The organism is Hydrogenophilus islandicus (genome assembly GCF_054657095.1).
This window is the reverse complement of sequence record NZ_BAAHXE010000026.1, coordinates 1-22,454: the sequence shown is the minus strand read 5'-3', so window position 1 is coordinate 22,454 and position 22,454 is coordinate 1. Positions and strand designations below refer to the sequence as shown.

The following is a 22,454-nucleotide window of genomic DNA, read 5'->3' as shown; positions in this document are numbered from 1 at the left end:
CTCAGGTAGTGCCGTGGCCGCTTACCGTTCAGGAGGGGCGACGACGGCGACCGCGTCGGGCCGATTCACCCAGCGGATCCGTTGCGCCAACGGGGCGGTGACGGTGACCGAACCAGCGGCGTCGACGAGGAGCAGCTGGGTGACGCCGAACCGTGCGGCATAGAGCGGCCAATGGTTGCCAGCGATGAAGAGGGGTTTGCTCACCACGTCAGAGAGGAGCCCGGTGCGTCCGTCACTGCGCGGGGGGATCACCACGGTGACCGCCTGGTGGGCCGTGGCAGGGTAGCCGGTGCGCGGGTCGATCAGGTGGTGGTAGCGCACACCGTCGCTCGTGAAGTAGCGCTGGTAGTCGCCCGAGGTGCCGATCGCCTCGCCGTCGTAGAGGGGGAGCAGCGCGAGCGGCTCGGGGCGGCGTGGGTGTTGCAGCGCGATGCGCCACGGCCGCGACGGGTTCGGCTGCCCCAACGCGAGGATGTTGCCGCCGATATTGATGAGCGCCGCGGCAATCCCGTGGCGGCGAACGATCTCCGCGGCGCGGTCGAGCGCGTACCCTTTGAGAAAGCCGCCGAGATCGACGGCAACGGCGCGATGGGCGCTCACGACGCAGAAGGCCGCCGCTTCGCCGCTCATCAGGGCATCGACCGCGTCGGGGGCGTCGCACGGGGCGCTCGCGGCTTCCCCGAGCGGTGTGACCGTAAGCGCCGCGATCGACGGTTTTTGGGCGACGAGCTCGGCGATGCGCTCGGGGTGCGGCACTTCGTTCCCGGTGAAGTCGTTGCGGTGAAACCCCCAGAGGGCGACGAGCGCGCCGATCCCCGGGTCGAAGAGGTGGTCGCTCGCAGCAGCCAACGCTTGCGCTTCGCGCAGGATTATCCCCATCTCCTGGCTGACCCGCGCCGCACGTCCAGCGGCGAACGCCGCGTTCAAGCGGGTCAGCGCCGACGGCTCCCACGCGTGGTAGGTGGCGTGCAGGCGCGCAAGCTCGCGGGCGATTGCGGCGAGCGCCGCCTGCAACCGGTCGGGTTCGTCGCCGACGACGGTGAGTTCCACCCGGGTGCCAAAGACGAACTGCTCCTCTTTGACGAGCGGCGGCGTGCGGTCGCACGCGCCAAGCAGGGAGAGGAGAACGAGCACGCTCGGCAAGAGGAGGAGCGGACGCGCGACCGCGCGGAAGCGGCGGGCGAGAGGGTTCAGGAGCGGAACCATCTACCGGTCGCCGAGCATTGCCTCTAACCGCTCGAGGGCCAACACGGCCGGGTTGTCCCCGCTTTGGGTGGCGATCTCGACGAGGCAGGTCGGGCTCGTGACGTTGATTTCGGTGAGCATCCCGCCAATGAGGTCGAGGCCGACGAGAAAGAGGCCGCGACGCCAGAGGATCGGGGCGAGCGTTTCGGCCACCTCGCGCTCCCGCGGGGTGAGCGGCATCACGACCCCTCTGCCGCCGGCGGCGAGGTTCCCGCGCGTCTCACCCGGTTGCGGGATCCGGGCGAGCGCCCACGGCACCACTTCGCCGGCGATCAGAATCACCCGTTTGTCGCCGTCAGCGATCGCCGGTAGGTACTGTTGCACCATGAGGGTGCGTTGTCCGTAAGCGGTGGCGGTCTCGACGATCGCATTGCGGTTGGGGTCGTCACGCCGCACGCGGAAGATCCCCACCCCCCCCATCCCGTCGAGCGGTTTGACGATCACATCCCCGCCGAGCGCGTCGATCGCGGCGTGGACGTCGGCGATGCGGCGCACGACGCGCGTCGGCGGCGCGAATTCAGCAAACTCGAGGATGCTGAGCTTCTCCGAGTGGTCGCGCACCGCGCGCGGGTCGTTGAAGAGGCGCGCCCCTTCCGCGACCGCGCGCTCCAAGAGCCACGTGAGCGCCAGGTACTCGAAGTCGAACGGCGGGTCAAAGCGGAGCAGCACCGCGGAGAAATCCCGCAGCGCGCGCCAGGTTGCATCGCCCGCTTCCCACGCGGTGTGGGGGCGGTCGGGGGTGACCGCAAGCGGTTGGGCGTGGGCGGCAACGCGGCCGTCGAGCCACGCGACATGCCCCGGGTAGGCGACCCAGACGGTGTGGCCGCGCCGCGCTGCTTCGCGCATCAAGAGGAGCGACGAGTCTTTCTTCGCATTGAGCTGCGGGAGCGGATCGATGAGAAAGAGGAGTTCCATCGCTCAACCCGTGGACGCATCACCTTCGGTGAGTTCGGCAATTTCCAGCGTCGCGGCGGCGAGCGCGAGCCGCGCCACCACCCCGTAGGCGTAGAAGCGGTTCGGTTCGGCGTCGGGGGTGGCTGAGAAGTCGGGGACCGAACAGGGGCGGGCAAATTCGAGCGGGGTAAAGTGCATCCCGGGGGCGTTGAGGTTGTCGTCGGGGCCGCGCTCGGTGTGGACGCGGTAGAATCCCCCAACCACGTAGTGGTCGATGAAATAGACCACCGGTTCGGCGGCCGCCCCTTGCACCCGCTCGAAAGTCGGGACCCCCTCCTGGAGGATCACCTGATGGACCTCGAGCCCCTCTTTGATCCGCGCCATCTTGTTGCGGTCGCGGCGTGAGAGGTCGCGCAGCTCTGCCGGGTCTTTGACCGCCATCACCCCCATCCCATAGGTCCCGGCGTCGGCTTTCACCACGATGTAGGGGGTCTCGGTGATCGCGCGCGCACGGTATTCGCGGCCGATTTCGGCAAAGAGGTCGCTCGCGGCGTCGGCAAGCGCCTCGATCCCCTCCTTGGCGCGAAAATCGATCCCCCCGACGACGCGGTGCGCCGGGGTGAAGTACCACGGGTCGAGCCCGAACTGCGCAGCGAACTGCGCCGCGACCTGGGCGTAACAGGCCGCATGGTGCGATTTGCGCCGCCGGTGCCACCCCGCTTGCGGCGGAGGGATCACTACCTGCTCAAGGGGCTCAGCGAGGATCGGCGGAATTCCCGCCGAGAGGTCGTTGTTGAGGAGAATCGCGCACGGGTCGTAGTCGGCAAGTCCCACCCGGTTACCCCGGCGGACCAGGGGCTCGAGAAGGAGCGGTCCTGCGGGCGAAGCGACCTGTGTCGGTTGGGTGATCTCCGGGTTGAGCGACCCGATCCGCACCTCGACCCCAGCGAGGCGCAGGAGCCGCTGAAGGTGCCAGACGTTGCTGAGATAGAAGGCGTTGCGGGTGTGGTTTTCGGGAATGAGGAGAAACTGCCGCGCGACGGGGCAGATCCGCTCGATCGCGACCTGGAGCGCCTGGACCGCGAGCGGCGTGAAAGGTTCGGCAAGGTTGTTGAACCCGCCGGGAAAGAGGTTGAGATCGACCGGCGCGAGTTTGTAGCCGGCGTTGCGCAGGTCGGTCGACGCGTAAAAGGGCGGGGTATGGTCGCCAAACCAGGCGCGGAACCACTGTTCGATCGCCGGTTGCTGCGCTAAAAACCGCTCTTCGATCTCAAGGAGCGGCCCGGAGAGCGCCGTGGTGAGATGGGGAATCATCACGCGAAAGGGAGAGACCGGCGCACTAGACTAGGATTGCGGGCAGTGCGCCGGGGGAAGGAGGAGAAGCGACAATCAGCCGGCCACCGCCTTCTTGAGCGAAGCGCCGGCGGTGAATTTGGGGAGTTTGGTGGCGGGGATGGTGATCGTTGCGCCGGTTTGCGGGTTGCGACCGGTGCGTTCGCTGCGGGTGACCACTTCAAAGGAGCCGAAGCCGGTGAAGGTGACCTTTTCCCCTTTGGCCATCTGTTCCGTCAGGGTCGCAAGCACCGCGTCGAGTGCGCGTGCCGCTTCCGCTTTGCTGCTGCCCATCTTGTCGGCCAGGGCTTCGATGAATTCGCTTTTGTTCATGGTGAGAGCTCCTCAGTCAAAAAAGGTGAAACACGAAAGGGTGCGACTGCCCCCTACTCCTCCTGTGCGTTTCGCTATTTTGCCGCAAAAACGGCCGTTTGCAACCCCTCGGTTAGCGAAAGACGACGGTCCGGGGGCCGTGGATCAAGACGCGATCCTCGATATGGTAGCGCAAACCGCGCGCCAAGACCGCCTTTTCGATGTCTTTGCCGTAACGGACCATCTCTTCGGGGGTATCGGTGTGGTCGACGCGGATCACATCCTGCTCGATGATCGGCCCCTGGTCGAGTTCCGCGGTGACGTAGTGGCAGGTGGCGCCGATCAGTTTCACCCCGCGCTGCCACGCCTGGTGGTAGGGGCGCGCGCCGACGAAGCTCGGCAGGAAGGAGTGGTGGATGTTGATGATCCGGCCGGGGTAGGCGTCGCAGAGCTCAGGGGGGAGGATCTGCATGTAGCGGGCGAGCACCATCACGTCCCCTTTCGCTTCGTCGAAGATCCGCGCCACTTCGGCAAAGGCTTCAGTTCGGTTGCTCGGGGTGACGGGCACATGAAAGTAGGGGATGCCGTGCCACTCGACGATGCCGCGCAGTGTCTCGTGGTTGGAGATCACGCATGGAATCTCGACGTCGAGCTCCCCCGCCTGCCAGCGGGCCAGGAGGTCGTAGAGGCAGTGCTCCTGCTTCGAGACGAGGATCACCACCCGCTTCTTCACCGCCGAGTCGGTGATCCGCCAGCTCATCCCGAGCGGCTCCGCGACCGCGCGGGCGAACTGCTCGCGCAGCGTCACGAGCGGCAACGCGAGGGAAGCCGCGCGGATCTGCAACCGCATGAAGAAGCGCCCCGTCGGGTTGGCCTCGTCCGGGGGTTCGGCGTGGAAATTGGTCTCGAGGATCCACCCGCCGAGCTCGGCGAGAAATTGCGCGACGCGGGCGACGATCCCGACCTGGTCGGGGCAGGAGGCGACGAGCGTGTAGGTCCGGTCGCTCATCGGGCGGCGACCTCCGACGCCTCACGAAGACGCGCAAACGCCGCGGTGATTGCATTGAAGAGGGCGTCGTATTCGTGCGGGATGTGGAGGAATTGGGGAAAGGCTTCGACCACCGCTTGCGGCGCGCGAAAGAGAATTCCGGTGTCGGCTTCGGCGAGCATCGTCGTGTCGTTGTAGGAGTCGCCCGCGGCGACGACGCGGAAGTTGAGCTCTTTGAGGCGCTTCACCGCTTCCCGCTTCTGGTCGCGCATCCGCAGGCGGTAGCCGGTGATCCGGCCGTCGGGCGCGACGGTGAGATTGTGACAAAAGAGGGTCGGCCAGCCGAGTTGCCGCATCAACGGGCGGGCAAACTCCTGGAAGGTGTCGGAGAGGATGATCACCTGGTAGCGTTCGCGCAGCGCGTCGAGAAAGGCTTTGGCGCCAGGTAAGGGGGAGAGCGTTGCGATCACCGCTTCGATCTCCGGAAGACCCAAGCGGTGCTCGGCAAGGGTCGCCAAGCGAAACTGCATCAACCGGTCGTAGTCGGGCTCGTCGCGGGTGGTGCGCTTCAGTTCAGGGATGCCGACGCGCTCGGCAAAAGCGACCCAGATCTCGGGGATCAAGACCCCTTCCAAGTCGAGACAAACCAGTTCCATCCAAGGTTCCATCGGGATACAATAGGCGAATTCTAGCAAGGAAGTGAAGCCGATGCGCGGAGGATGGTGGTTGGTTGGCGCAGTGCTCGGGGCGGTGGCGAGTGTAGGCGCGGTGGTGGCGCGGGATCGTCCATCGAGCGAGGCGATGCGGGAAGAGGCGCGGCAGCTGCGCGAGCGCGCTGACGCGGAACTCACCGCAGCCACCGCCGCGTGCGCGCGACGGATCCAGGTCGACGCTTGCCGCGACGAAGCGCACCGCCGCTGGCTGGAGCGGATCGATGAGGCGCAGGCGCTCGAGTCGGCGGCACGGCGTACCCCGCGCACCCGTTCGTAGCGGCCGGCGGTGAGACCTTTTCACACACCAAGGGGTGGGCAATTTGGGGAAACACCTCGGGAAACTCTTTCACGTGCTCGACTCCTCTGAGCGCGATCCGCACGCGCCGCTCCTCGGGAGCTGGCTCATTCGGCTCACGCTCGCCTTTGGCTGGCACCGCCACCTCGACAAAGAGGGGCTCTTTTCCGAACCGGTACTGCTCGACAGCGACTACATCCGCTTTGTCGGCGAAGTATTGCCGACGCGCGAGGATGAGGATGGCGATACGGTACTCGACCGCGCGGCGCTGAAGCGCCTCGGGAGCGCTGGGATTGAAAAGCGGCTCGTCGAGCGGCTCGAAGCGCTCGAAGCGGAAATTTCGCCCAAGTTGCCGCTCTTGCGCAACTCGGCGCGCCTTGGGCGCCTCTTGGGGCTCAACCGCGCGGAGGTCGGGGTGTTGCGCTTGGCGGTGGCGCTCGCCGCGTTCCGCCGCTTCCACTCGGCGGTTGCGGCAGCAAACCAGCCGGGGGGGCTCGACCACGTCGCGCTCGCGGTCGCGGCGATCACCCGGGTACGCCGCGCGCTCGTCGTCCAAGCGCTGCGTCCCGACGGGGCGCTCCACCGCTCGGGGCTGGTGCGCGTCGACGCCGCCCACCGCACCGGCCACGACCTCGAGACCCGTTTCGACGTGATGGCGCGGCTGCCGCACCTGCTCCTTTCGAGCCAACTCTCGACCGACGAGCTGATGGCGGCGTTCGTCCGGCCGGTCACACGGCGGGCGCGCTGTTCGCTCGCCGATTTTCCCCACCTCGCTGAGGAGGCACGGATCCTCGTCGCGCTCCTCGAGGGGGCGATCGCCGCGCGCGCGAAGGGGGTCAACCTCCTCTTCTACGGCCCCCCCGGCACCGGCAAGACCGAATTTGCCCAGGCGCTTGCCGAGGCGCTCGCGGTGCGCCTCGTCGAGACCCCGGCGCAGGACGAGGCGGGCGAGCCGATCCAGGGGCAGGAGCGGCTGCGCGCCTATGCGCTCGCCTCGTCGATCACCGCGCGCACCGAGCGGACGCTCATGCTCCTCGACGAAGCGGAGGATGTGCTGCCGACCGCGTCGAGCGCGCTCCTCTCGCTCTTGGGGGGCGAGGCGGAGGGGCCGCCGACGCGCGGCGCGAAGGCGTGGACCAACTGGCTCCTCGAAAACAACCCGCTCCCGACGATCTGGATCACCAACAACGCGGGGTTCGATCCCGCCTACCTGCGCCGCTTCGCTTATGCGCTGCGCTTCCCCGTCCCGCCGGAGCCAGTGCGGCTCGCGATCGCGCGCCAGGCCATTGCCGGACTCGCGGCGAGCGACGAGTGGCTCCAGCGGCTGGTGCGCTTCGAGGCGGCCTCCCCGGCGTTACTTGCCCAGGCGGCGCAGGTGGCGCGCTGGGTCGCGGCGCGGCCGGCGACAAGCGGCGCTGCCGAGATCACTCCGCTCGCGGCTGCGGAACGGGCGCTCAGTGCGAGCTTGACGCTTTTGGGCGAACGGGGGTTGCCGCGCCCCGCGCCCGCGACCGAACTCGATCTCACCTTTCTCAACCTCGACGTCGACCCGCAGTTGCTCGTTGCGGCGCTTGCCCGCAACCCCCACGGGACGCTCCTCTTCTACGGCCCGCCCGGGACCGGCAAGAGCGAATTGGCCCATGCGATCGCCCGCGCGGTGGGGAAAGCGATCGTCGTCAAACGCGCCTCCGACCTCCTTTCGAAGTGGGTCGGCGAGAGCGAAAAGGCGATCGCCGCGATGTTTCTCGAGGCGCGCGACCGCGACGCGGTGCTGCTGCTCGATGAGGCCGACTCGTTCCTCGCCGACCGCCGTGGCGCCCACGCCCACTGGGAGGTGAGCCAGACCAACGAGCTCCTCACCCAGATGGAACTCTTTGACGGCCTCTTCATCTGTACCACCAACCTCGTTGACCAGCTCGACGCGGCGAGCCTGCGGCGCTTTGCCTTCAAGGTGCGCTTCGACTACCTCACCGCCCCCCAGCGCGCGGCGCTCTTCGTGCGTGAGGCGGTGCGCCTGGGGGTCGCGTCCGAGGAGGCGGCGGCGTGGGGCGAACGGACCCGCGCGCTCGACCGGCTCACCCCCGGCGACTACGCCGCCGCGGTGAAGCGGCTGCGCCTCCTTGGGGAGCCGGTGAGCGGCGAGCGGCTGTGGCAGGCGCTGCAGGAGGAGCTCGTCGCGAAAGGGGGGCCGCGGCGGCGCGTCGGCTTTTGAGTGGGCGCGATTTCCCCAACAGAAGGAGAGAGCAAGATGGATCCCCTGGAAGAGACGCAGAACCCGACCCGGGACCCCTCGGCCCCGCACCCTTTGCTCCCGCCGAACCCCGCGCGGCGGCGGCTCTTTGCGCTCGGCGCCCCCGCGGCGCTCGCACTCGCAACAGGTGCGGCAACGAGTGGCGTCGCAAGCCCCGCGCGCGCTGCCGCAAAAGCGGCCCACGCAGCGGGCACCCCTGACGCTGAGCACAAGATCGTCTACCAGCTCAACAAAGCCGACCCGGAGTACATCGGCCACATCCTCAACTCGGTCTCGGCGATGCTCGGCGCCTACCCCGACGCGATCGCGATCGCAGTGGTCTGTTTTGGCCCGGGGATCCACCTCATCGCGAAGCGCCCCGAGCGGCCGATCCCCGAGGAGCTCCGGCAGCGCGCGAAAGGGCAAGCGGAGTTCTACGGGGTGCGCTACATCGCCTGCGGCAACACGATGAAGACGCTCGGCTGGGGGCCCGAGGCGATCGAACCGTTCGCCGAGATCGTCGAGGTGGGGGCCGCGGCGATCATGACGCTGCAGGAGGAGGGGTACGCCTATCTGGCGTGGTGAACGCGGGCGCGCGCCCACGCTTCGAACGCCTCAAGCGGCATCGGTTGCGCGAAGAGGTACCCTTGGAGCTGGTCGCAGCCAAGCGCCCTAAGCGCCGCCGCCTGCTCCTCGCTCTCGACCCCTTCGGCGAGCACGTCCATCCCAAGGTGGTGGCCGAGGGTGATGATCGTCGCGACGATCGCCTCGTTCTTTGCGTCGGTTGTGGTCAGCTGCCGGACGAACCGCTGGTCGATCTTTAGCAGATCGAAGGGGAGTTCGGTGAGGTAGGAGAGCGACGAGTAGCCGGTGCCGAAGTCGTCGAGCGCAAGTTGCAGGCCAGCCGCTTTGAGGGCGAGCAACCGCTCTTTCGCCGCCGCGAGGTCGGCCATGAAGACCGACTCGGTGATCTCGAGCTCGAGCTGCCGCGACCGCTCGCCGAGCGGTTCGACCGTCTCGCGCACCTCGGTGACGAAGTGCGCCTGGGCAAATTCGCGCGGGCTGACGTTCACTGCAAGTTTCAGAGGTGCGAGCAGCGGGTTGCTCCCCCAGCGCGCGAGGGTCGCGACCGCTTGCGCCCGCACCCAGCGGCCGATCGGGACGATCAAGCCGCTCTCCTCGGCAAGCGGCACGAACTGCGCGGGTGAGACCATCGTCCCGTCGGCCCGCCGCCAGCGAAGGAGCAGCTCCGCGCCGACGAGCCGCCGGTCGCGATCGAGCTGCGGCTGAGCAAAGAGGATAAGCTCCCCGGCGTCGATCGCCTGCGCGAGCGCCTGCCTGAGCGCAAAGGTCGCGGCGAGCGCCTCCTCCACCGCCGGGTCGAAGAAGCGCACCGTGTTGCGGCCTGCGCGTTTCGCCTGGTGCATCGCAACGTCGGCCGCTTTGAGCCACTCGGCGGCGCTGCGCCCACTGCCGTCGAGGAGCGCGACGCCGATGCTCGCGGTCAGCTGAACGGTGGCGCCGTCGGGGAGGGGGATCGGCGCCGCAAGACGGGTGCGGAGCCGCTCGGCGACCGCCTGCGCCGCGATCGCAGCGACGTGGCGGTTGTTGTGACGGGGCGTGAGGAGGACGGCAAACTCGTCGCTCCCCAGGCGGGCGACGCGGTCGTCGGCGTGGAGCGCCGCGCGCAGCCGTTCGGCGCAGGTGGTGAGCACCGCGTCGCCGGCAGCGGGGCCGTGGGTGTCGTTCACCAGGCGGAAGTCGTCGAGGTCGATGAAGAGGAGCGCCGCCACGTGGCCGGTGGCGCGGCAGAGGGCCAACGCTTCGTCGAGCGCGGCCAGGAGCCCCTGCCGGTTGAGGAGGTGGGTAAGGGGGTCGTGGAAGGTGAGGCGGGCGATCTCTGCTTCTGCGGCTTTGCGCCACGAGAGGTCGGTAAAGACCCCGACATAGTGGCGCACCGCCCCGCTTGCGTCGCGCACGGCACTGATCGTCAGCCACTCGGGGTAGATCTCCCCATTTTTGCGCCGGTTCCAGATCTCCCCCTGCCAGACGCCCTGTTCGGTGAGCGCGTGCCACATCGCCTGGTAGAAGGCCGCGTCGTGGCGGCCTGAGGCGAGGATCTTCGGGGTCTTGCCGATCAACTCGTCGGCGCGGTAGCCGGTGACGCGGGTGAAGGCGGCGTTCACCCGCACGATCCGTTGTTGGGCGTCGGTGATCATCACGCCAAAGTCGCTGTCAAAGACGCGCGCCTGGATCGCCTGCTCAGCGAGCAACGCCGCGAGCTGCCGCTTCTGCCACCACAGGAGCAGGGTAAGGAGCGCGAGGAGCAACACCCCGCCGCCTGCTGCGGCGAGCATGGGCGCCGCAGCGACGAAGCGCTCGCGCCAGGTGAGCGGCGGCGGGGTAAAGGGGCGGACGCGGAAGGTGCGCAACACCCGTTCAGTCGCGGCGGTCGGTTGCGGCGGGGCGAAGGCGACGACGCCGTCGTCGGGGATCTCCCGGCGCACCTCGGGCGGAAGCTGCACGGCAAGGAGCGCCGCGGCAAGCGCCTGGCGGACTGCGTCGGGGGGGGACGGCAGCGTCACCACCGCCCAGTCGGGGTAGAGGGGGGTGCTCGCCGCGAAGGGGTAACCGGGGAGCTCTTGCGGCGCCAACGGCCGCAGCGCCCGGGGGTCCCCGCCGCCGCGCGCGACGCGCCCTTCCCACACCCCGGCGCGGACGAAGGCGGCGTCGGCTTTACCTTGCAACAGCGCGTCGATGACGCTGTCGTGGCTCGGGCCCGCCTCGAGCCACTCGATCGCGTCGAGGTCGATCCCGCGGCGGTAGAGCTCGTAACTCTGCAGCCACCGCCCGCCAAGCGATTCATTGTGGACATAGGCGACGCGCCGGCCGACGAGGTCGGACCAGCGGGTGATGGGGCTCTCGGCGCGCACCCAGACGACCCCGGCGAGCGCCGCGACTTCCTCACCCCTCACCTGGCGCACGACGCTCGCAATGGGCGTTGCGCCCATCTGAAGCATGAGCGCGAGCGCGTGGCCCGGGTTGGTGATCACCGCGTCGAGGCGGTGCGCCGCAATCGCCTGGTCGAGCTCGGGGTAGCGGAGTTGCTGCCACGCGACGCGGTAGTGGGGCAACGCGTCGCGCAGCGCGCGCTCGACCGCCCCCCAGCGCGCCGCTTCGACCGCGTTGGATTGGATCGCGAGCACCCCGATCGTCACTGTAGGGAGCTCATCGTCACGCGGGTCGGCGCGGGCGGGGGAGACGGCGAGCGCAAGGAGCAGCCCCGCAGCAAAGAGGAGTGCAGCCCGCAGCGCGGAGATAGGGCGCCACCCGTTCACAGCGGCTCCTCCCGGGGGAGATAGCGGGGGTCGATCGCCAACGGCGTTGCGGGTGGCCGTTCGAGGAGGCCGTGGGCGACCAGCCACGCGGTGAGCGCTTCGGCGGCGCGGGCGAGCGGCGGGGGGTCGCCGATCAGCCACGCGCGGTTCGCGCGCCAGTCGGTGAGGACAAGCCCCCGGAGCGTCGCTGCGACCTCGCCGCGCGGGACCTGGAGCCACGGCGCCAAGCGGTAGGCGGCGTCCACCGGCAGTTCGCGCCAGTGGCGCTGGGCGGCCAAGAGGGCGGCGACGAGGGCGGTGAGTGCTGCGCGGGGGCGCACGGCGTCGCTGCGCACCACGAGAAGATCAAGGATTGGGGTCGAAGCCGGGAGCATGCTGCTGTCGAACCAGCGGTGGGCGCCGTACCCTTCGAGGTGGTGGGCAACTGGCTCGTAGGTGACGAGCGCGTCGATCTCGCCGCTCCACCACGCCGTTTCGTGGCCGTCGGGCGTCACGGAGACCACCGTCACCGCGTCGCGGGGGAGCCCCGCAGCAGCGAGCCACGCGGAGAGCATCAGTTCGCCAACCGCCCCCGTCTCGACCCCGACGCGCGAGCGGCGCGCGGCAAACTCGCCACGCCACGGTTCGCGCCCGAGCACGACGTCGGCCCCTTGCGAGTGGTTGAAGAGAGCGACCGCGGTGAGCGGCAGCTGCGCGTGGAGCCGCAGCGCCTCGTCGAGGGTGAGCGCAGCGGCGTGCACCTCGCCGGTGCGCAGGAGCTCGGCTGACACGGTCGCCGAAGTGGTCGGGCGCACCGCGATCAGCTCCTCGGGCCACCAGCCGAGCGAGCGGGCGAGTTCCAACGGCGCGTAGCCCGGCCACGGGTGGTATGCGACGGTCAAAGGCTCGCGACTCCTCGCCGCACACGCGGTGAGCCCCACGGGCGCAAGCGACGCCGCGGCGAGCGCCAAGCAGAGGGCGCGGCGGCGGGGGGCGTCGGGTACGAGGGGGGCCATGCTGCAGGGGGGTGGAAGTCGCGCTACAATGGAATGAAAACAATTATAAGCTGGAACCGGAGGGAATTCCAGGTTGGACCCACACCGAGGAGCAGACGATGAACGCACCGACAGGCACTTTGACGCTCGCCCCCTACACGCTGGAGGACCGCTACCGCGAACGCCGCGTCTTCCTCACGGGGACACAGGCGCTAGTGCGGCTCTTGATCAACCAGCGGCTGCGTGACCAGGCGGCAGGGGTGCGCACCGCCGGTTTCGTTTCGGGCTACCGCGGCTCGCCCTTAGGGGGGCTCGACAAGGAGCTGTGGCGCGCCAAACGGTTTCTGCACGAGCACGCGATCCACTTTCAGCCGGGGGTCAATGAGGATCTGGCGGCGACCGCGGTGTGGGGGTCGCAGCAGGTGGGGCTCTTTCCCGGCGCGCAGTACGACGGGGTCTTTGCCCTCTGGTACGGCAAGGGGCCAGGGGTCGACCGCAGCGGCGACGTCTTCCGCCACGGCAACGCTGCGGGCACCGCGCCGCACGGCGGGGTGCTCGTGGTCGCGGGCGATGACCACGCGGCGAAATCGTCGACGCTGCCGCACCAGACCGACCACATCTTCAAGGCGGTGATGATGCCGGTTCTGGCGCCGGCGAACGTCCAGGAGATCCTTGACCTCGGGATCCACGGCTACGCGCTGTCGCGCTACAGCGGCTGCTGGGTGGCGTTCAAAGCGGTCGCCGACATCGTCGAGAGCGCCGCGTCGGTCGACGCCGACCCCTTTCGCGTCACCGTGACGCTGCCGCGCGACTACGCCATGCCGCCGGGGGGGCTCAACATCCGCTGGCCCGATCCGCCCCGGGTGCAGGAGGAGCGGCTGCTCCACCACAAGCTCTACGCGGCGCTCGCCTATGCGCGCGCCAACGACCTCAACCCGATCGTGATCGAACCGGAGCGGCCGCGGCTCGGGATCATCACCAGCGGCAAGTCCTTCCCCGACGTGCTGCAGGCGCTCGAGGATCTCGGGATCGACGCGGCGCGGGCGCGTGCGATCGGCATCCGGCTGATGAAGGTCGGGATGGTCTGGCCGCTCGAGGCCGACGCGGTGCGCCGCTTCAGCGAAGGGCTCGAGGAGATTTTGGTCGTTGAGGAGAAGCGGCAGCTGATCGAGTATCAGCTCAAGGAGGAGCTCTACAACTGGCGCGAGGATGTTCGGCCGCGGGTCGTCGGCAAATTCGACGAGAAGGGGGAGTGGGCGCACGTGGTGCGTCCCGACGGCACGGTGGACCACGGCGAATGGTTATTGCCGGCGGCGGGGGAGCTCACCCCGGCGATGATCGCGCGCGCGATCGGCAGCCGGCTGCTGCGCTGGTACGATTCGCCCGAGATGCGGGCGCGCCTCACCTGGATCGCGGAGAAGGAGCGGGCGCTTGCCGCGCTGCCGCTTCACGCCGAGCGGCTTCCGACCTTCTGCCCCGGCTGCCCGCACAACACCTCGACGCGCGTCCCGGAGGGGAGCCGGGCAGTGGCGGGGATCGGCTGCCACTACATGGTCACCTGGATGCCGGAGCGCCACACCGCCACCTTCACCCAGATGGGGGGCGAAGGGGTGACGTGGGTCGGCCAGGCCCCCTTCACCACGACGCGCCATATCTTCGCAAACCTGGGCGACGGCACCTACTACCACTCCGGCATTCTGGCGATCCGCCAGGCGGTTGCCGCGGGGGTGAACATCACCTTCAAGCTCCTCTACAACGACGCGGTGGCGATGACTGGAGGGCAGCCGGTCGACGGGCCGCTCACCGTGCCGATGATCGTCGCGCAACTAAAGGGTGAGGGGGTCCATAACCTGGTGATCGTCACCGACGGCACGCCGCGCGACTACGGCCCCGCCGACGTCGCCCACGTGCCGATCCGCCACCGCCGCGAGCTCGACGCGATCCAGCGCGAGTTCCGCGACCTCCCCGGCGTCTCGGTGATCCTCTACGACCAGACCTGCGCTGCGGAGAAGCGGCGGCGGCGCAAGCGCCACACCTACCCCGACCCCCCGCGGCGCCTCTTCATCCACCCGGAGGTGTGCGAGGGGTGCGGCGATTGCGGCGAGGCGTCGAACTGCGTCGCCGTCTGGCCGCTCGAGACCGAATGGGGTCGGAAGCGGAGAATCGAGCAGTCGAGCTGCAACAAGGACTACTCGTGCGCCGAGGGGTTCTGCCCCAGTTTCGTGGTGCTCGAAGGGGCGACGCTCAAACGGGGTGAGGCGCTCGCCGGCGACGAGGGGTGGCCGACGCCCCCCGAGCCGGCGTTGCCGCCGCTCGAGCGGACGTGGAACCTGCTTGTCACCGGCGTCGGCGGGACGGGGGTGGTGACAATCGGGGCGCTCATCGGGATGGCGGCGCACCTCGAGGGGAAGGGGGTGACGACGCTCGACATGACCGGGCTCGCGCAGAAAGGGGGGGCGGTCTTCAGCCACGTGCGCTTGGCGCGCACGCCGGAGGCGATCACCGCGACGCGGATCGCTGCGGGGGAGGCCGACGCGGTGATCGGGGGCGATCTCATCGTCACCGCGAGCGACGAGGCGCTGGCGAAGATGGCGGTGGGTCGGACCCAGGTGGTGGTGAACACCGCCGAGACGCCGACGCTCGAATTCACCCACAATCCCGATTGGCACTTTCCCGCTGCGCAGCTCTTGAGCCAGATCGGCGAGGCGATCGGCCACTCGCCGGAGGCGTTCGACGCGACCCAGCTCGCGACGCGGTTGATGGGCGACGCCATTTTTACCAACGCCTTCCTCCTCGGCTACGCGTGGCAGCGGGGGTGGGTGCCGGTGAGCGAGGCGGCGCTCCTGCGGGCGATCGAACTCAACGGCGCGGCGGTCGCGGCGAACCAGCGGGCCTTCCTCTGGGGGCGGCGCGCGGCGGTCGACCTCGCTGCGGTGGTGGCCTTTGCCCACCTTGAGCCGGAGGGGGTTCTGCGCCTGTCGCGCACCCTCGACGAGCTGATCGACCGGCGCGTTGCGCACCTCACCCGCTACCAGAATCGGCGTTACGCCGAACGGTTCCGCACCCGGATCGCCGCGCTGCGCGAAGCGGAGCGGCGGGCGCGCAGGGCGCTCGGGGCGCAGCTCCCCGCCGACCCCGCCGCCGAGCGTGCCGACGACCTCCCGCTCACCGCGGCGGCGGCACGCCACTACCACCGGCTGCTCGCCTATAAAGACGAGTACGAGGTGGCGCGCCTCTGGAGCGACCCCGAGGTGTGGCGGATGATCGCCGACCAGTTCGAGCCGGGGTTCACCCCGCGCTTTCTCCTCGCGCCCCCTTTTCTTGCCCGCCCCGATCCCGTCACCGGTCGGATCGCGAAGCAAGAGTATGGCCCGTGGCTTCGCCGCCTCTTTCCGCTCTTGGCGCGGCTCAAGTTTCTCCGCGGAACGCCGTTTGACCCCTTCGGCGGCAGTGCCGAGCGGCGCTGGGAGCGCAAGCTGATCGGCCTCTACGAGAGCGACCTCGCGGAGATCGCGTCGCGTCTTGCGGGCGACGGGGTGAGCGCGGCGCTGCTCGCCCGCGCTGAGGCGTTGGCGCGGTGGCCGCACGCGGTGCGCGGCTTTGGCCACGTGAAGCGGCGCAACGGCGAACGGGCGCTCGCGGCACGCGACGCGGCACGGGCGGCACTGGCCGCTAACGGAACGAAGGATGAGTAGACGATGACGTTGACCATCACTGGTTTGGTGCTCGCCGGCGGCGAAGGGCGGCGGATGGGGGGGGAAGACAAAGGGTGGGTGACCTGGCGCGGCCGGCCGCTCGTGACGTGGGTGATCGAGCGCCTCGCGCCGCAGGTGGCCGGGATCGTCATCAGCGCAAACCGTACCCTCGAGCGCTACCGCGCTTTGGGCTACCCTGTGGTCACCGACGCCCCCGAGTGGCGCTTCGCCGGGCCGCTCGCCGGGATCGCTGCCGGGCTCTCTGCAGCGCCGACCGAGTGGGTGGTGACCGTACCCTGCGACGCGCCGCTTCTGCCCCACGATCTTGTCGCCCGGTTTGTCGCGGAGATTGGGCCTTCAGACGCACCCTCGACGCCGCCGGTCCTCTACGCACACGACGGCGAACGGCCCCACCCGGTCTTTTTGTTGCTCCACCGTGCGCATCTTCCCAGCCTCACCGCCTTTTTGGCCACCGGTCGGCGTAGAATCGACGCTTGGTTCGGAACTTTACCCCACCGCGCGGTCTCTTTTGCCGATGAACCGGACGCCTTCGCCAACTGCAATGACCCCGACGAGCTCGCCCGCTTGGCGGAGCGGGCCACCTCACCGCCGCATTGAGCGTAAGGTAAGGAGTGAACACCCAGCGCGGCTGCGGCGTCGCACCGCGGTTTGGTCCCTGTACGGTGCAGTGGCTGCGCTCCTTCTGGCAGGCTGTTCCGTGACGCCGCCGCTACCGGACACGACCGTGACGCTTCCCGAGCGCTTCCACTACGCGACCGAGGCGGCAGCGGGGTCGCTCTGGGTCGCCCAAGAACCGACGCTCGTCGCCCTCTTTGTTGCAGTGCGCGCCGCGAACCCCGAGCGCGAAGCGGCGGTCGCGCGCTGGGCGCAGGCGGTGGCGCTGGCGGAAGCGGCGGCGGCGCAGGCGCGCGGCGTCAACGTCACCGGTACGGCGAACGAGCGGCGCGCGGAAAACAGCCGTGCGCTTGTGCCGAACGCTGCGGTGACAACTCAGTGGCAGCTCGGCGCGAACCTCCAGTGGGACCCCGACCTCTTTGGCGGGGCGCACGCCGCCGCCCGCGCCGCCCAGTTGCGTTCTGAGGCGGCCGCGTGGGAGTGGCAGCGCCTCGAGCGGCAGCTCCTCTTTCAGGCGGCGCAAGCCTACCTCGACGCGGTGGCGGCACGCGAGCGGCTCGCGCTCACCGCGCGGCAGATCGAATCGGTTGCAGAGAGCCGGGCGCTCATCGCCGCCCGGGTGACTGCGGGGCTAGCGGGCGAACGGGAGCTCGCACAGAACGAGGCGCTCGCCGCGCAGCTTCGCGCCCAAGAGGCACAGCAGCAGCTGCAGTACGCGCTTGCCGTCGAGCGGCTCGTGACCCTCACCGGCGGCGACCGCGCCGGCTGGGGGAGTCCGCCGCCACTCGCGCAGCAGGCGCTCCCCGACGCTGTCCCCGCGCAACTCCCTGCCGACGCGGTGCGCCGCCGCCCGGAGGTGGCGAAAGCGGAGCGGCAGCTTGCGGCGGCAGTCGCCGACCTCACCCGCGCCCACGCTGCCCGCTACCCGTCGTTCCCGCTCTCGGGGTCGCTCCTCTTTGCCGCGACCAACCCCGCGGCGCTGTGGCAGATGAGCGCCGCGAGCTGGTCGCTCGCGTGGAACCTCTCGGTGTCCCTCTTCGACAGCGGGCGGCTTGCGGCCGAGGAGCGGGCGGCTGGAGCGGCAGTCCGTGAAGCGGCGGCGAACTACCGCGCGGCGGTGGTCGCGGCAGTCGCCGACGTCGAGCAGGCGCTCGTTCAGTTGCGCGACAACGACGCGCGGCGCGACGCGCTCACCGCGGCTGAGGCGGCGGCAGGGCGCGCGGTGCGGTTGCTCGACGCGCAGTACCGTGCGGGGCTTGTCGATTATGCGCTCGTGCTCGACGCGCAGCGCACCTGGCTCGCGGCGCAGCAGGCGTTACTCGACGCGGTGGCGACGAGCCGCAGCGACCGGTTGACTTTGGAATACCGTCTGGGAGTACCGTGGTGACCGATTCCTCCGCCAACCCCCCTCGTTCCGACCCCCAAGCGCTCAACCCCCACGCCAACGCCTCTTCCGGCCAAACGGCGCGTGCGACCCTTCCCCCGGAGCTTGCGCAGCTGCTTACCCCGCAGCAGCGGCGGTGGCGCCGCTGGGGTGTGTGGGGCGTGGCGCTCGTTGTGGTTGCCGCGGGGCTGATCGGCGGGTGGCTCCAGGGGCGCGGGGGGAGCGCCCCGATCCAGTACGAGACCGACGCCGCGCGCCGCGCGACGCTGGTCGCGACCGTCACCGCCACCGGGTCGCTCCATCCGACGCGCCAGGTCGACGTCGGTGCCGAGATCTCCGGCACGGTGCGCGAGGTGATGGTCGACTTCAACGACCGCGTCCGCCGTGGCCAAGTGCTCGCGCGGCTCGACACTCGGCGGCTCGAGGCGCAGCAGCGGCAGCTCAAGGCGCAGCTTGCGGCGGCGCAGGCGCGGCTGCCCGAGGTGGCAGCGACGCTCACGGAGGCCGAGACGCGCCTGCGGCGGCTGCAGGCGGCGGCGAAAGCGAGCGACGGGAAGGCAGTCGCCGACTTCGACCTCGACAGTGCTAGAGCGGCGGTGGCGCGGGCGCGGGCGAGCCGGGCGCAGGCCGAGGCGCAGATCGCGGCGATCGAAGCGCAGCTCGAGGAGGTGGCGACCAACCTCGACAAATCGGTGATCCGTTCGCCGGTCGATGGGGTGGTGTTGCAGCGCAAAGTCGACCCTGGCCAGACGATTGCGGCGTCGCTCCAGGCGCCCGTTCTCTTTGTGATCGCGGAGGATCTTGCCGAGATGGAGCTCCTTGCCGACGTCGACGAGGCCGACGTCGGGCGGGTCCGCGACGGCCAGCCGGTGCGCTTCCGCGTCGACGCCTTCCCCGACGAAACCTTCACCGGACGGGTGACGATGGTGCGATGGGGCAGCGAAGTGGTCAATGGGGTCGTCACCTACAAGACGGTGATCGCGGTGCAGAACCCCGAGTTGCGCCTCCGCCCCGGGATGACCGCGACCGCGGAGATCGAGACCGACCGGCGCGACGAGGTGCTGACGGTGGCGAATGCGGCGCTCCGCTACCGCCCCAAACCGACCGTGACGGAGCAAAAGAAGGAGTTTTCCCTCCTGGCCTTTTTGACCCCGCGCGTGCCACAGGCGCCGCGCCGCCCGCAGGAGCCGACCGACCGCAACGCCGCAACGCTCTACCTCCTCAAAGAGGGGGCGCCGCAGCCGGTGACGGTGCGCCTCGGGCTCTCCGACGGGCAGCGTACCGAGGTGGTCGCGGTGGTCAAAGGGGAGTTGCCCGAGGGGGCGCCGCTCATCGTCCGTGAACGGCGCTCCGGTAGCGGGACGTGAGGAGCGTGCGGTGAGCGACGGGCGTGGGGCAGTAACGGCAGGGGCGTCGGCGGGGGAAGGAGCGCCGCTCGTCGCCCTCTCAAACGTTCGCCGCGTCTATGGCGCGGGCGAAGCAGCCGTTGCCGCGCTCGCTGGGGTCGACCTCACGGTGGCCTCGGGGGAGTTCGTCGCGTTGATGGGGCCGAGCGGCTCGGGGAAATCGACCTGCATGAACGTGATCGGCTGTCTCGATACCCCCACCGCGGGGAGTTACCGGCTTGCCGGGGTCGAGGTGACGAGGCTCGACGCTGACGGGCGGGCGCTTCTTCGCCGCTACGTGATCGGCTTCGTCTTCCAGGGGTTTCACCTGCTGCCGCGGCTCACCGCGCTCGAAAACGTCGAGTTGCCTCTTCTCTACCAAGGGGTGGCGAAACGGGAGCGGCGCGCGCGCGCCGAAGCGGCGCTGCGTGAAGTGGGCCTTGCGGGGCGGGAACACCACCGGCCAAGCGAACTCTCCGGCGGGCAGCAGCAGCGGGTGGCGATTGCCCGGGCGATCGTCACCCGGCCGCAGTTGCTCCTGGCGGACGAGCCGACCGGCAACCTCGACTCGGCCCGCAGCCACGAGATCATGCGGCTCCTTGACGCGCTCAACCGCACAACGGGGGTGACGATCGTGATGGTGACCCATGAACCGGAGATGGCGGAGTACGCACAACGGATCGTCCATTTTCGTGACGGCCGGATCGAACGGGAGGAGCAGCGCTGATGTGGGCGATCGCGTGGCGTGAGGCGGTGCGGGCGCTCGCGCGGAACCCGCTGCGGTCGTTTCTCACCGTGCTTGGGGTGGTGATCGGGGTTGCGGCGGTGATCGCCCTCGTCACCTTGGGGCGGGGGGCGACTGCCGCGGTGCAGCAACAGATCGCCCAGATGGGGTCGAACGTCCTCTTCATTAGCCCCTCCCGCGGCTTTGGCCCGGGGAGCTTTACCGTCCCGTTTACGGTCGAGGACGCCCACTTCCTTGCGCGTGAGGCGGCGTCGATCGCGATCGCCGCGCCGGCGGCCGCGACCAACCGGACCGTCGTTGCGGGGAACCAGAGCGCGACGACGCAGATCGTCGGGATCGGCGAGGGGTACCTGGAGGCGCGGCAGTGGCCGGTCGCCGAGGGGCGGGCGCCGAGCGACGGGGAGCTGCGCTCCGGCGCCCCGGTCTGTCTCCTCGGTGCGACGGTAGCCAAGAGCCTCTTCGGCGAGCAGTCGCCGGTGGGCGAACGGATTCGGCTCGACAAGATCTCGTGCACCGTGGTAGGGGTGCTTACGGTCAAGGGGCAGTCGGCGTTTGGCAGCGACCAGGACGATCTGGTGCTGGTGCCGCTGCGCCTCTACCACCGGCGGATCGCCGGGAACACCCAGGTGCGGTTCATCCTCGCGAGTGTCGCCCCCGGTTATTCCAGTAGCGAAGCGATCGACGAGGTGCGGCGGCTGCTGCGTGAACGGCGGCGGTTGGCAGCCACCGAGGAGGACAACTTTCGCATCACCGATTCGCGCGAGATCGAGCGGACCTTTACCAGCACCACCCAGATGCTCACGGCGCTCCTCTCGGCCGTAGCGGCGATTAGCCTCCTCGTTGGGGGGATCGGAATCATGAACATCATGCTCGTCTCGGTCACCGAGCGGACCCGCGAGATCGGGATTCGCCTCGCGATCGGCGCGCGCGCGGCCGACGTGATGACCCAGTTTCTCGTGGAAGCAGTGGTGCTGTCACTCGCCGGCGGCGCAATCGGCATTGTGCTTGCGGTGGCGACCTCTTACGCCGCCGCGCAGGCGCTTCGCTTTCCGTTTCTGCTCGATTTCGGGGTGGTGGCGCTCGCGGTCGCCTTCTCCGCTGCGGTCGGGGTCGTTTTCGGGTTTCTCCCCGCGCGGCGCGCCGCGAAACTCGACCCGATCGTTGCGCTCAGGCAGGAGTAGGGGGCGGGTGGAGCGGTCGGTCAGAGGTTAGAGAAAGGAGTTCCCTTCGACGATCGCGCGCGCCTCTTCGTCGCTGAGGCGTACCCGGGCATTCGCGAGGATGTAGGCGACGAGCCACGCGACAAGCCGTTCGCGGGCGTCCGCCTCGATCGCGACGATTTCGCAGCCGATCCGGCCGTCGCTCACGATCGTGCGCACCTCCGCTTCGCCGCTCACCCCAGCCGGGTCGCCCTCATAGCGCAGGGTAAAGGTGAAGCGCCCCTCAGGAAGGGTCGGGGGGCGACCACAGGAGAAGCCACCCAGGGAGAGATCGTAGACTGGGAGACCGGCTCCGCCCGGGTGGGCGAGGTCGACCTGGAAGCGGCGGGGTGAGACGAGTGCGACGTAGATCCGCTGGTGGCGTCGCCGTTCCGCAGGAGCAACAGAGGGCGTGGTCAGGTAGGTGCCGTCTCCCGCCATCGCGTCACCCTTTGCCGCCGCGCGCTGCGCGCACTTGCGCGATCAGCCGGTCGGCTTCGGCGAGCGCCGCTTCGTGGCTGCCGGCGAGTGCCGCCGAGGTGCGGTAGCGGCCGGCGATCGCGAGCGTCGGCACCCCATCGATCTTGTATTCCCGCGTCTCGCGGTCGGCCTGTTTCACCTGGGTCACCACGCCAAAGGAATCCCACGCTTGGGCGAGCGCCGCTCCGTCTCCTCCGAGACTTTTCACCCACTCCGCGGCACCCTCGCGGTCGTAGAGCGGCCGCCGTTCGTCTTGCAGCGCCGCAAAGACGCGCGGATGGAAGGTTTCGAGGAGGTTGATCGCGGCAAGGGCGTAGTAGAGCGTCGCCAGCCCTTGGAGGACCCGCTGGTTCCAGATCACCGGCACCTGACGGAAGCGAACGTCAGCGGGAAGCCCCTTTTTCCATGCGGCAACCAGGGGATCGAAAGCGCGACAGTGGGGGCAGCCGTAGTGGAAGAACTCGATCACCTCGATGACGTCACGGGGCGACGCGACCGGCGGGTCGATCACCTCAAAAGGCGTTGCAGCGGCATGTGCCCGGAGCGGTAGGGCGCTCGCGATGAGGAGTTGCCCCGTCGTGCAGAACCAGGTGCGGCGGTCCATCGTCT

The 22,454-nt window shown here is 69.5% G+C and carries 19 protein-coding genes; 9 read left to right on the top strand and 10 right to left on the bottom strand.

Features of this window, described 5'->3' with window-relative positions:
* Positions 1 to 21 precede the first annotated feature (21 nt).
* The 6 genes from ACYQ6T_RS08065 to thrH form a co-directional block, all read right to left on the bottom strand.
* Entirely contained in the window at positions 22 to 1,206 is a 1,185-nt protein-coding gene (locus tag ACYQ6T_RS08065) for an FAD:protein FMN transferase (protein WP_459829764.1), read from the bottom strand.
* Positions 1,207 to 2,160 carry a glutathione synthase gene (gene gshB, locus ACYQ6T_RS08060; protein WP_459829761.1) on the bottom strand — a complete coding sequence of 318 codons (954 nt, stop codon included), beginning with the start codon at positions 2,158 to 2,160 and terminating at the stop codon, positions 1,207 to 1,209. It lies immediately after the preceding gene.
* Between the two features lie 3 nt (positions 2,161 to 2,163).
* Positions 2,164 to 3,453, bottom strand: a complete 1,290-nt coding sequence (gene gshA, locus ACYQ6T_RS08055; protein ID WP_459829758.1) for a glutamate--cysteine ligase — start codon at positions 3,451 to 3,453, stop codon at positions 2,164 to 2,166.
* A 75-nt stretch (positions 3,454 to 3,528) separates the two neighbouring features.
* Positions 3,529 to 3,804: an HU family DNA-binding protein gene (locus ACYQ6T_RS08050; protein ID WP_459829755.1), complete on the bottom strand. Its 276-nt coding sequence runs from the start codon at positions 3,802 to 3,804 to the stop codon at positions 3,529 to 3,531.
* A gap of 112 nt (positions 3,805 to 3,916) precedes the next feature.
* Positions 3,917 to 4,792, bottom strand: coding sequence for a formyltetrahydrofolate deformylase (purU, locus tag ACYQ6T_RS08045; protein WP_459829752.1), 876 nt, complete (start codon positions 4,790 to 4,792; stop codon positions 3,917 to 3,919).
* Positions 4,789 to 5,427 (bottom strand): bifunctional phosphoserine phosphatase/homoserine phosphotransferase ThrH, encoded by a 639-nt coding sequence (gene thrH / locus ACYQ6T_RS08040; RefSeq protein ID WP_459829783.1) that lies wholly within the window; start codon positions 5,425 to 5,427, stop codon positions 4,789 to 4,791. Before thrH ends, purU begins: the two co-directional genes overlap by 4 nt.
* Positions 5,428 to 5,479: 52 nt before the next feature.
* On the opposite strand from thrH, the gene ACYQ6T_RS08035 reads away from it, so the two are divergent.
* From ACYQ6T_RS08035 to ACYQ6T_RS08025, 3 genes are read left to right on the top strand one after another with little or no spacing between them, the layout of a single operon-like run.
* A complete protein-coding gene (locus tag ACYQ6T_RS08035) occupies positions 5,480 to 5,761 on the top strand; it encodes a hypothetical protein (protein ID WP_459829750.1) in 282 nt (93 codons plus the stop codon).
* Positions 5,762 to 5,804: 43 nt separating this feature from the next.
* Entirely contained in the window at positions 5,805 to 7,991 is a 2,187-nt protein-coding gene (locus ACYQ6T_RS08030) for an AAA family ATPase (RefSeq protein ID WP_459829747.1), read from the top strand.
* Positions 7,992 to 8,027: 36 nt separating this feature from the next.
* Positions 8,028 to 8,594 (top strand): DsrE family protein, encoded by a 567-nt coding sequence (locus ACYQ6T_RS08025; protein WP_459829744.1) that lies wholly within the window; start codon positions 8,028 to 8,030, stop codon positions 8,592 to 8,594.
* Here the strand turns inward: ACYQ6T_RS08025 and ACYQ6T_RS08020 are convergent.
* Both ACYQ6T_RS08020 and ACYQ6T_RS08015 read right to left on the bottom strand, forming a co-directional pair.
* Positions 8,579 to 11,347, bottom strand: a complete 2,769-nt coding sequence (locus ACYQ6T_RS08020; RefSeq protein WP_459829742.1) for an EAL domain-containing protein — start codon at positions 11,345 to 11,347, stop codon at positions 8,579 to 8,581. The genes ACYQ6T_RS08025 and ACYQ6T_RS08020 overlap by 16 nt on opposite strands.
* Positions 11,344 to 12,342, bottom strand: coding sequence for an ABC transporter substrate-binding protein (locus tag ACYQ6T_RS08015; RefSeq protein ID WP_459829739.1), 999 nt, complete (start codon positions 12,340 to 12,342; stop codon positions 11,344 to 11,346). Before ACYQ6T_RS08015 ends, ACYQ6T_RS08020 begins: the two co-directional genes overlap by 4 nt.
* A gap of 98 nt (positions 12,343 to 12,440) precedes the next feature.
* Here ACYQ6T_RS08015 and ACYQ6T_RS08010 point away from each other — a divergent pair, with 98 nt between their 5' ends.
* The 6 genes from ACYQ6T_RS08010 to ACYQ6T_RS07985 are packed head-to-tail and all read left to right on the top strand — an operon-like array spanning position 12,441 to position 21,347.
* Positions 12,441 to 16,016: an indolepyruvate ferredoxin oxidoreductase family protein gene (locus ACYQ6T_RS08010; RefSeq protein ID WP_459829737.1), complete on the top strand. Its 3,576-nt coding sequence runs from the start codon at positions 12,441 to 12,443 to the stop codon at positions 16,014 to 16,016.
* 3 nt (positions 16,017 to 16,019) lie between these two features.
* Positions 16,020 to 16,634, top strand: a complete 615-nt coding sequence (mobA, locus tag ACYQ6T_RS08005) for a molybdenum cofactor guanylyltransferase MobA (protein ID WP_459829734.1) — start codon at positions 16,020 to 16,022, stop codon at positions 16,632 to 16,634.
* A complete protein-coding gene (locus tag ACYQ6T_RS08000; protein WP_459829731.1) occupies positions 16,552 to 18,039 on the top strand; it encodes an efflux transporter outer membrane subunit in 1,488 nt (495 codons plus the stop codon). Before mobA ends, ACYQ6T_RS08000 begins: the two co-directional genes overlap by 83 nt.
* On the top strand, positions 18,036 to 19,403 hold the full coding sequence (locus ACYQ6T_RS07995; RefSeq protein ID WP_459829728.1) for an efflux RND transporter periplasmic adaptor subunit: 1,368 nt from the start codon (positions 18,036 to 18,038) through the stop codon (positions 19,401 to 19,403). Before ACYQ6T_RS08000 ends, ACYQ6T_RS07995 begins: the two co-directional genes overlap by 4 nt.
* Before the next feature lie 10 nt (positions 19,404 to 19,413).
* Positions 19,414 to 20,148: an ABC transporter ATP-binding protein gene (locus tag ACYQ6T_RS07990; RefSeq protein WP_459829725.1), complete on the top strand. Its 735-nt coding sequence runs from the start codon at positions 19,414 to 19,416 to the stop codon at positions 20,146 to 20,148.
* Positions 20,148 to 21,347 carry an ABC transporter permease gene (locus ACYQ6T_RS07985; RefSeq protein ID WP_459829723.1) on the top strand — a complete coding sequence of 400 codons (1,200 nt, stop codon included), beginning with the start codon at positions 20,148 to 20,150 and terminating at the stop codon, positions 21,345 to 21,347. The genes ACYQ6T_RS07990 and ACYQ6T_RS07985 overlap by 1 nt, the downstream gene beginning before the upstream one ends.
* Positions 21,348 to 21,374: 27 nt before the next feature.
* Here ACYQ6T_RS07985 and ACYQ6T_RS07980 read toward each other — a convergent pair whose 3' ends face one another.
* Together ACYQ6T_RS07980 and ACYQ6T_RS07975 are read right to left on the bottom strand one after the other, a co-directional pair.
* Positions 21,375 to 21,806, bottom strand: coding sequence for a PilZ domain-containing protein (locus ACYQ6T_RS07980; protein WP_459829720.1), 432 nt, complete (start codon positions 21,804 to 21,806; stop codon positions 21,375 to 21,377).
* A gap of 4 nt (positions 21,807 to 21,810) precedes the next feature.
* A partial coding sequence (locus tag ACYQ6T_RS07975) for a thiol:disulfide interchange protein DsbA/DsbL (protein WP_459829718.1) occupies positions 21,811 to 22,454 on the bottom strand: 644 nt, incomplete at its 5' end.

Bases quoted from the DNA above. Each gene is read 5' to 3' on its own strand.
- ACYQ6T_RS08025 (WP_459829744.1), top strand. From the start codon at position 8,028: ATGGATCCCCTGGAAGAGACGCAGAACCCGACCCGGGACCCCTCGGCC.
- gshA (WP_459829758.1), bottom strand. From the start codon at position 3,453: ATGATTCCCCATCTCACCACGGCGCTCTCCGGGCCGCTCCTTGAGATC.
- ACYQ6T_RS08035 (WP_459829750.1), top strand. From the start codon at position 5,480: ATGCGCGGAGGATGGTGGTTGGTTGGCGCAGTGCTCGGGGCGGTGGCG.
- thrH (WP_459829783.1), bottom strand. From the start codon at position 5,427: ATGGAACTGGTTTGTCTCGACTTGGAAGGGGTCTTGATCCCCGAGATC.
- ACYQ6T_RS08000 (WP_459829731.1), top strand. From the start codon at position 16,552: ATGAACCGGACGCCTTCGCCAACTGCAATGACCCCGACGAGCTCGCCC.
- ACYQ6T_RS08010 (WP_459829737.1), top strand. From the start codon at position 12,441: ATGAACGCACCGACAGGCACTTTGACGCTCGCCCCCTACACGCTGGAG.
- ACYQ6T_RS07985 (WP_459829723.1), top strand. From the start codon at position 20,148: ATGTGGGCGATCGCGTGGCGTGAGGCGGTGCGGGCGCTCGCGCGGAAC.
- ACYQ6T_RS08065 (WP_459829764.1), bottom strand. From the start codon at position 1,206: ATGGTTCCGCTCCTGAACCCTCTCGCCCGCCGCTTCCGCGCGGTCGCG.
- gshB (WP_459829761.1), bottom strand. From the start codon at position 2,160: ATGGAACTCCTCTTTCTCATCGATCCGCTCCCGCAGCTCAATGCGAAG.
- ACYQ6T_RS07980 (WP_459829720.1), bottom strand. From the start codon at position 21,806: ATGGCGGGAGACGGCACCTACCTGACCACGCCCTCTGTTGCTCCTGCG.
- ACYQ6T_RS08015 (WP_459829739.1), bottom strand. From the start codon at position 12,342: ATGGCCCCCCTCGTACCCGACGCCCCCCGCCGCCGCGCCCTCTGCTTG.
- ACYQ6T_RS08050 (WP_459829755.1), bottom strand. From the start codon at position 3,804: ATGAACAAAAGCGAATTCATCGAAGCCCTGGCCGACAAGATGGGCAGC.
- mobA (WP_459829734.1), top strand. From the start codon at position 16,020: ATGACGTTGACCATCACTGGTTTGGTGCTCGCCGGCGGCGAAGGGCGG.
- purU (WP_459829752.1), bottom strand. From the start codon at position 4,792: ATGAGCGACCGGACCTACACGCTCGTCGCCTCCTGCCCCGACCAGGTC.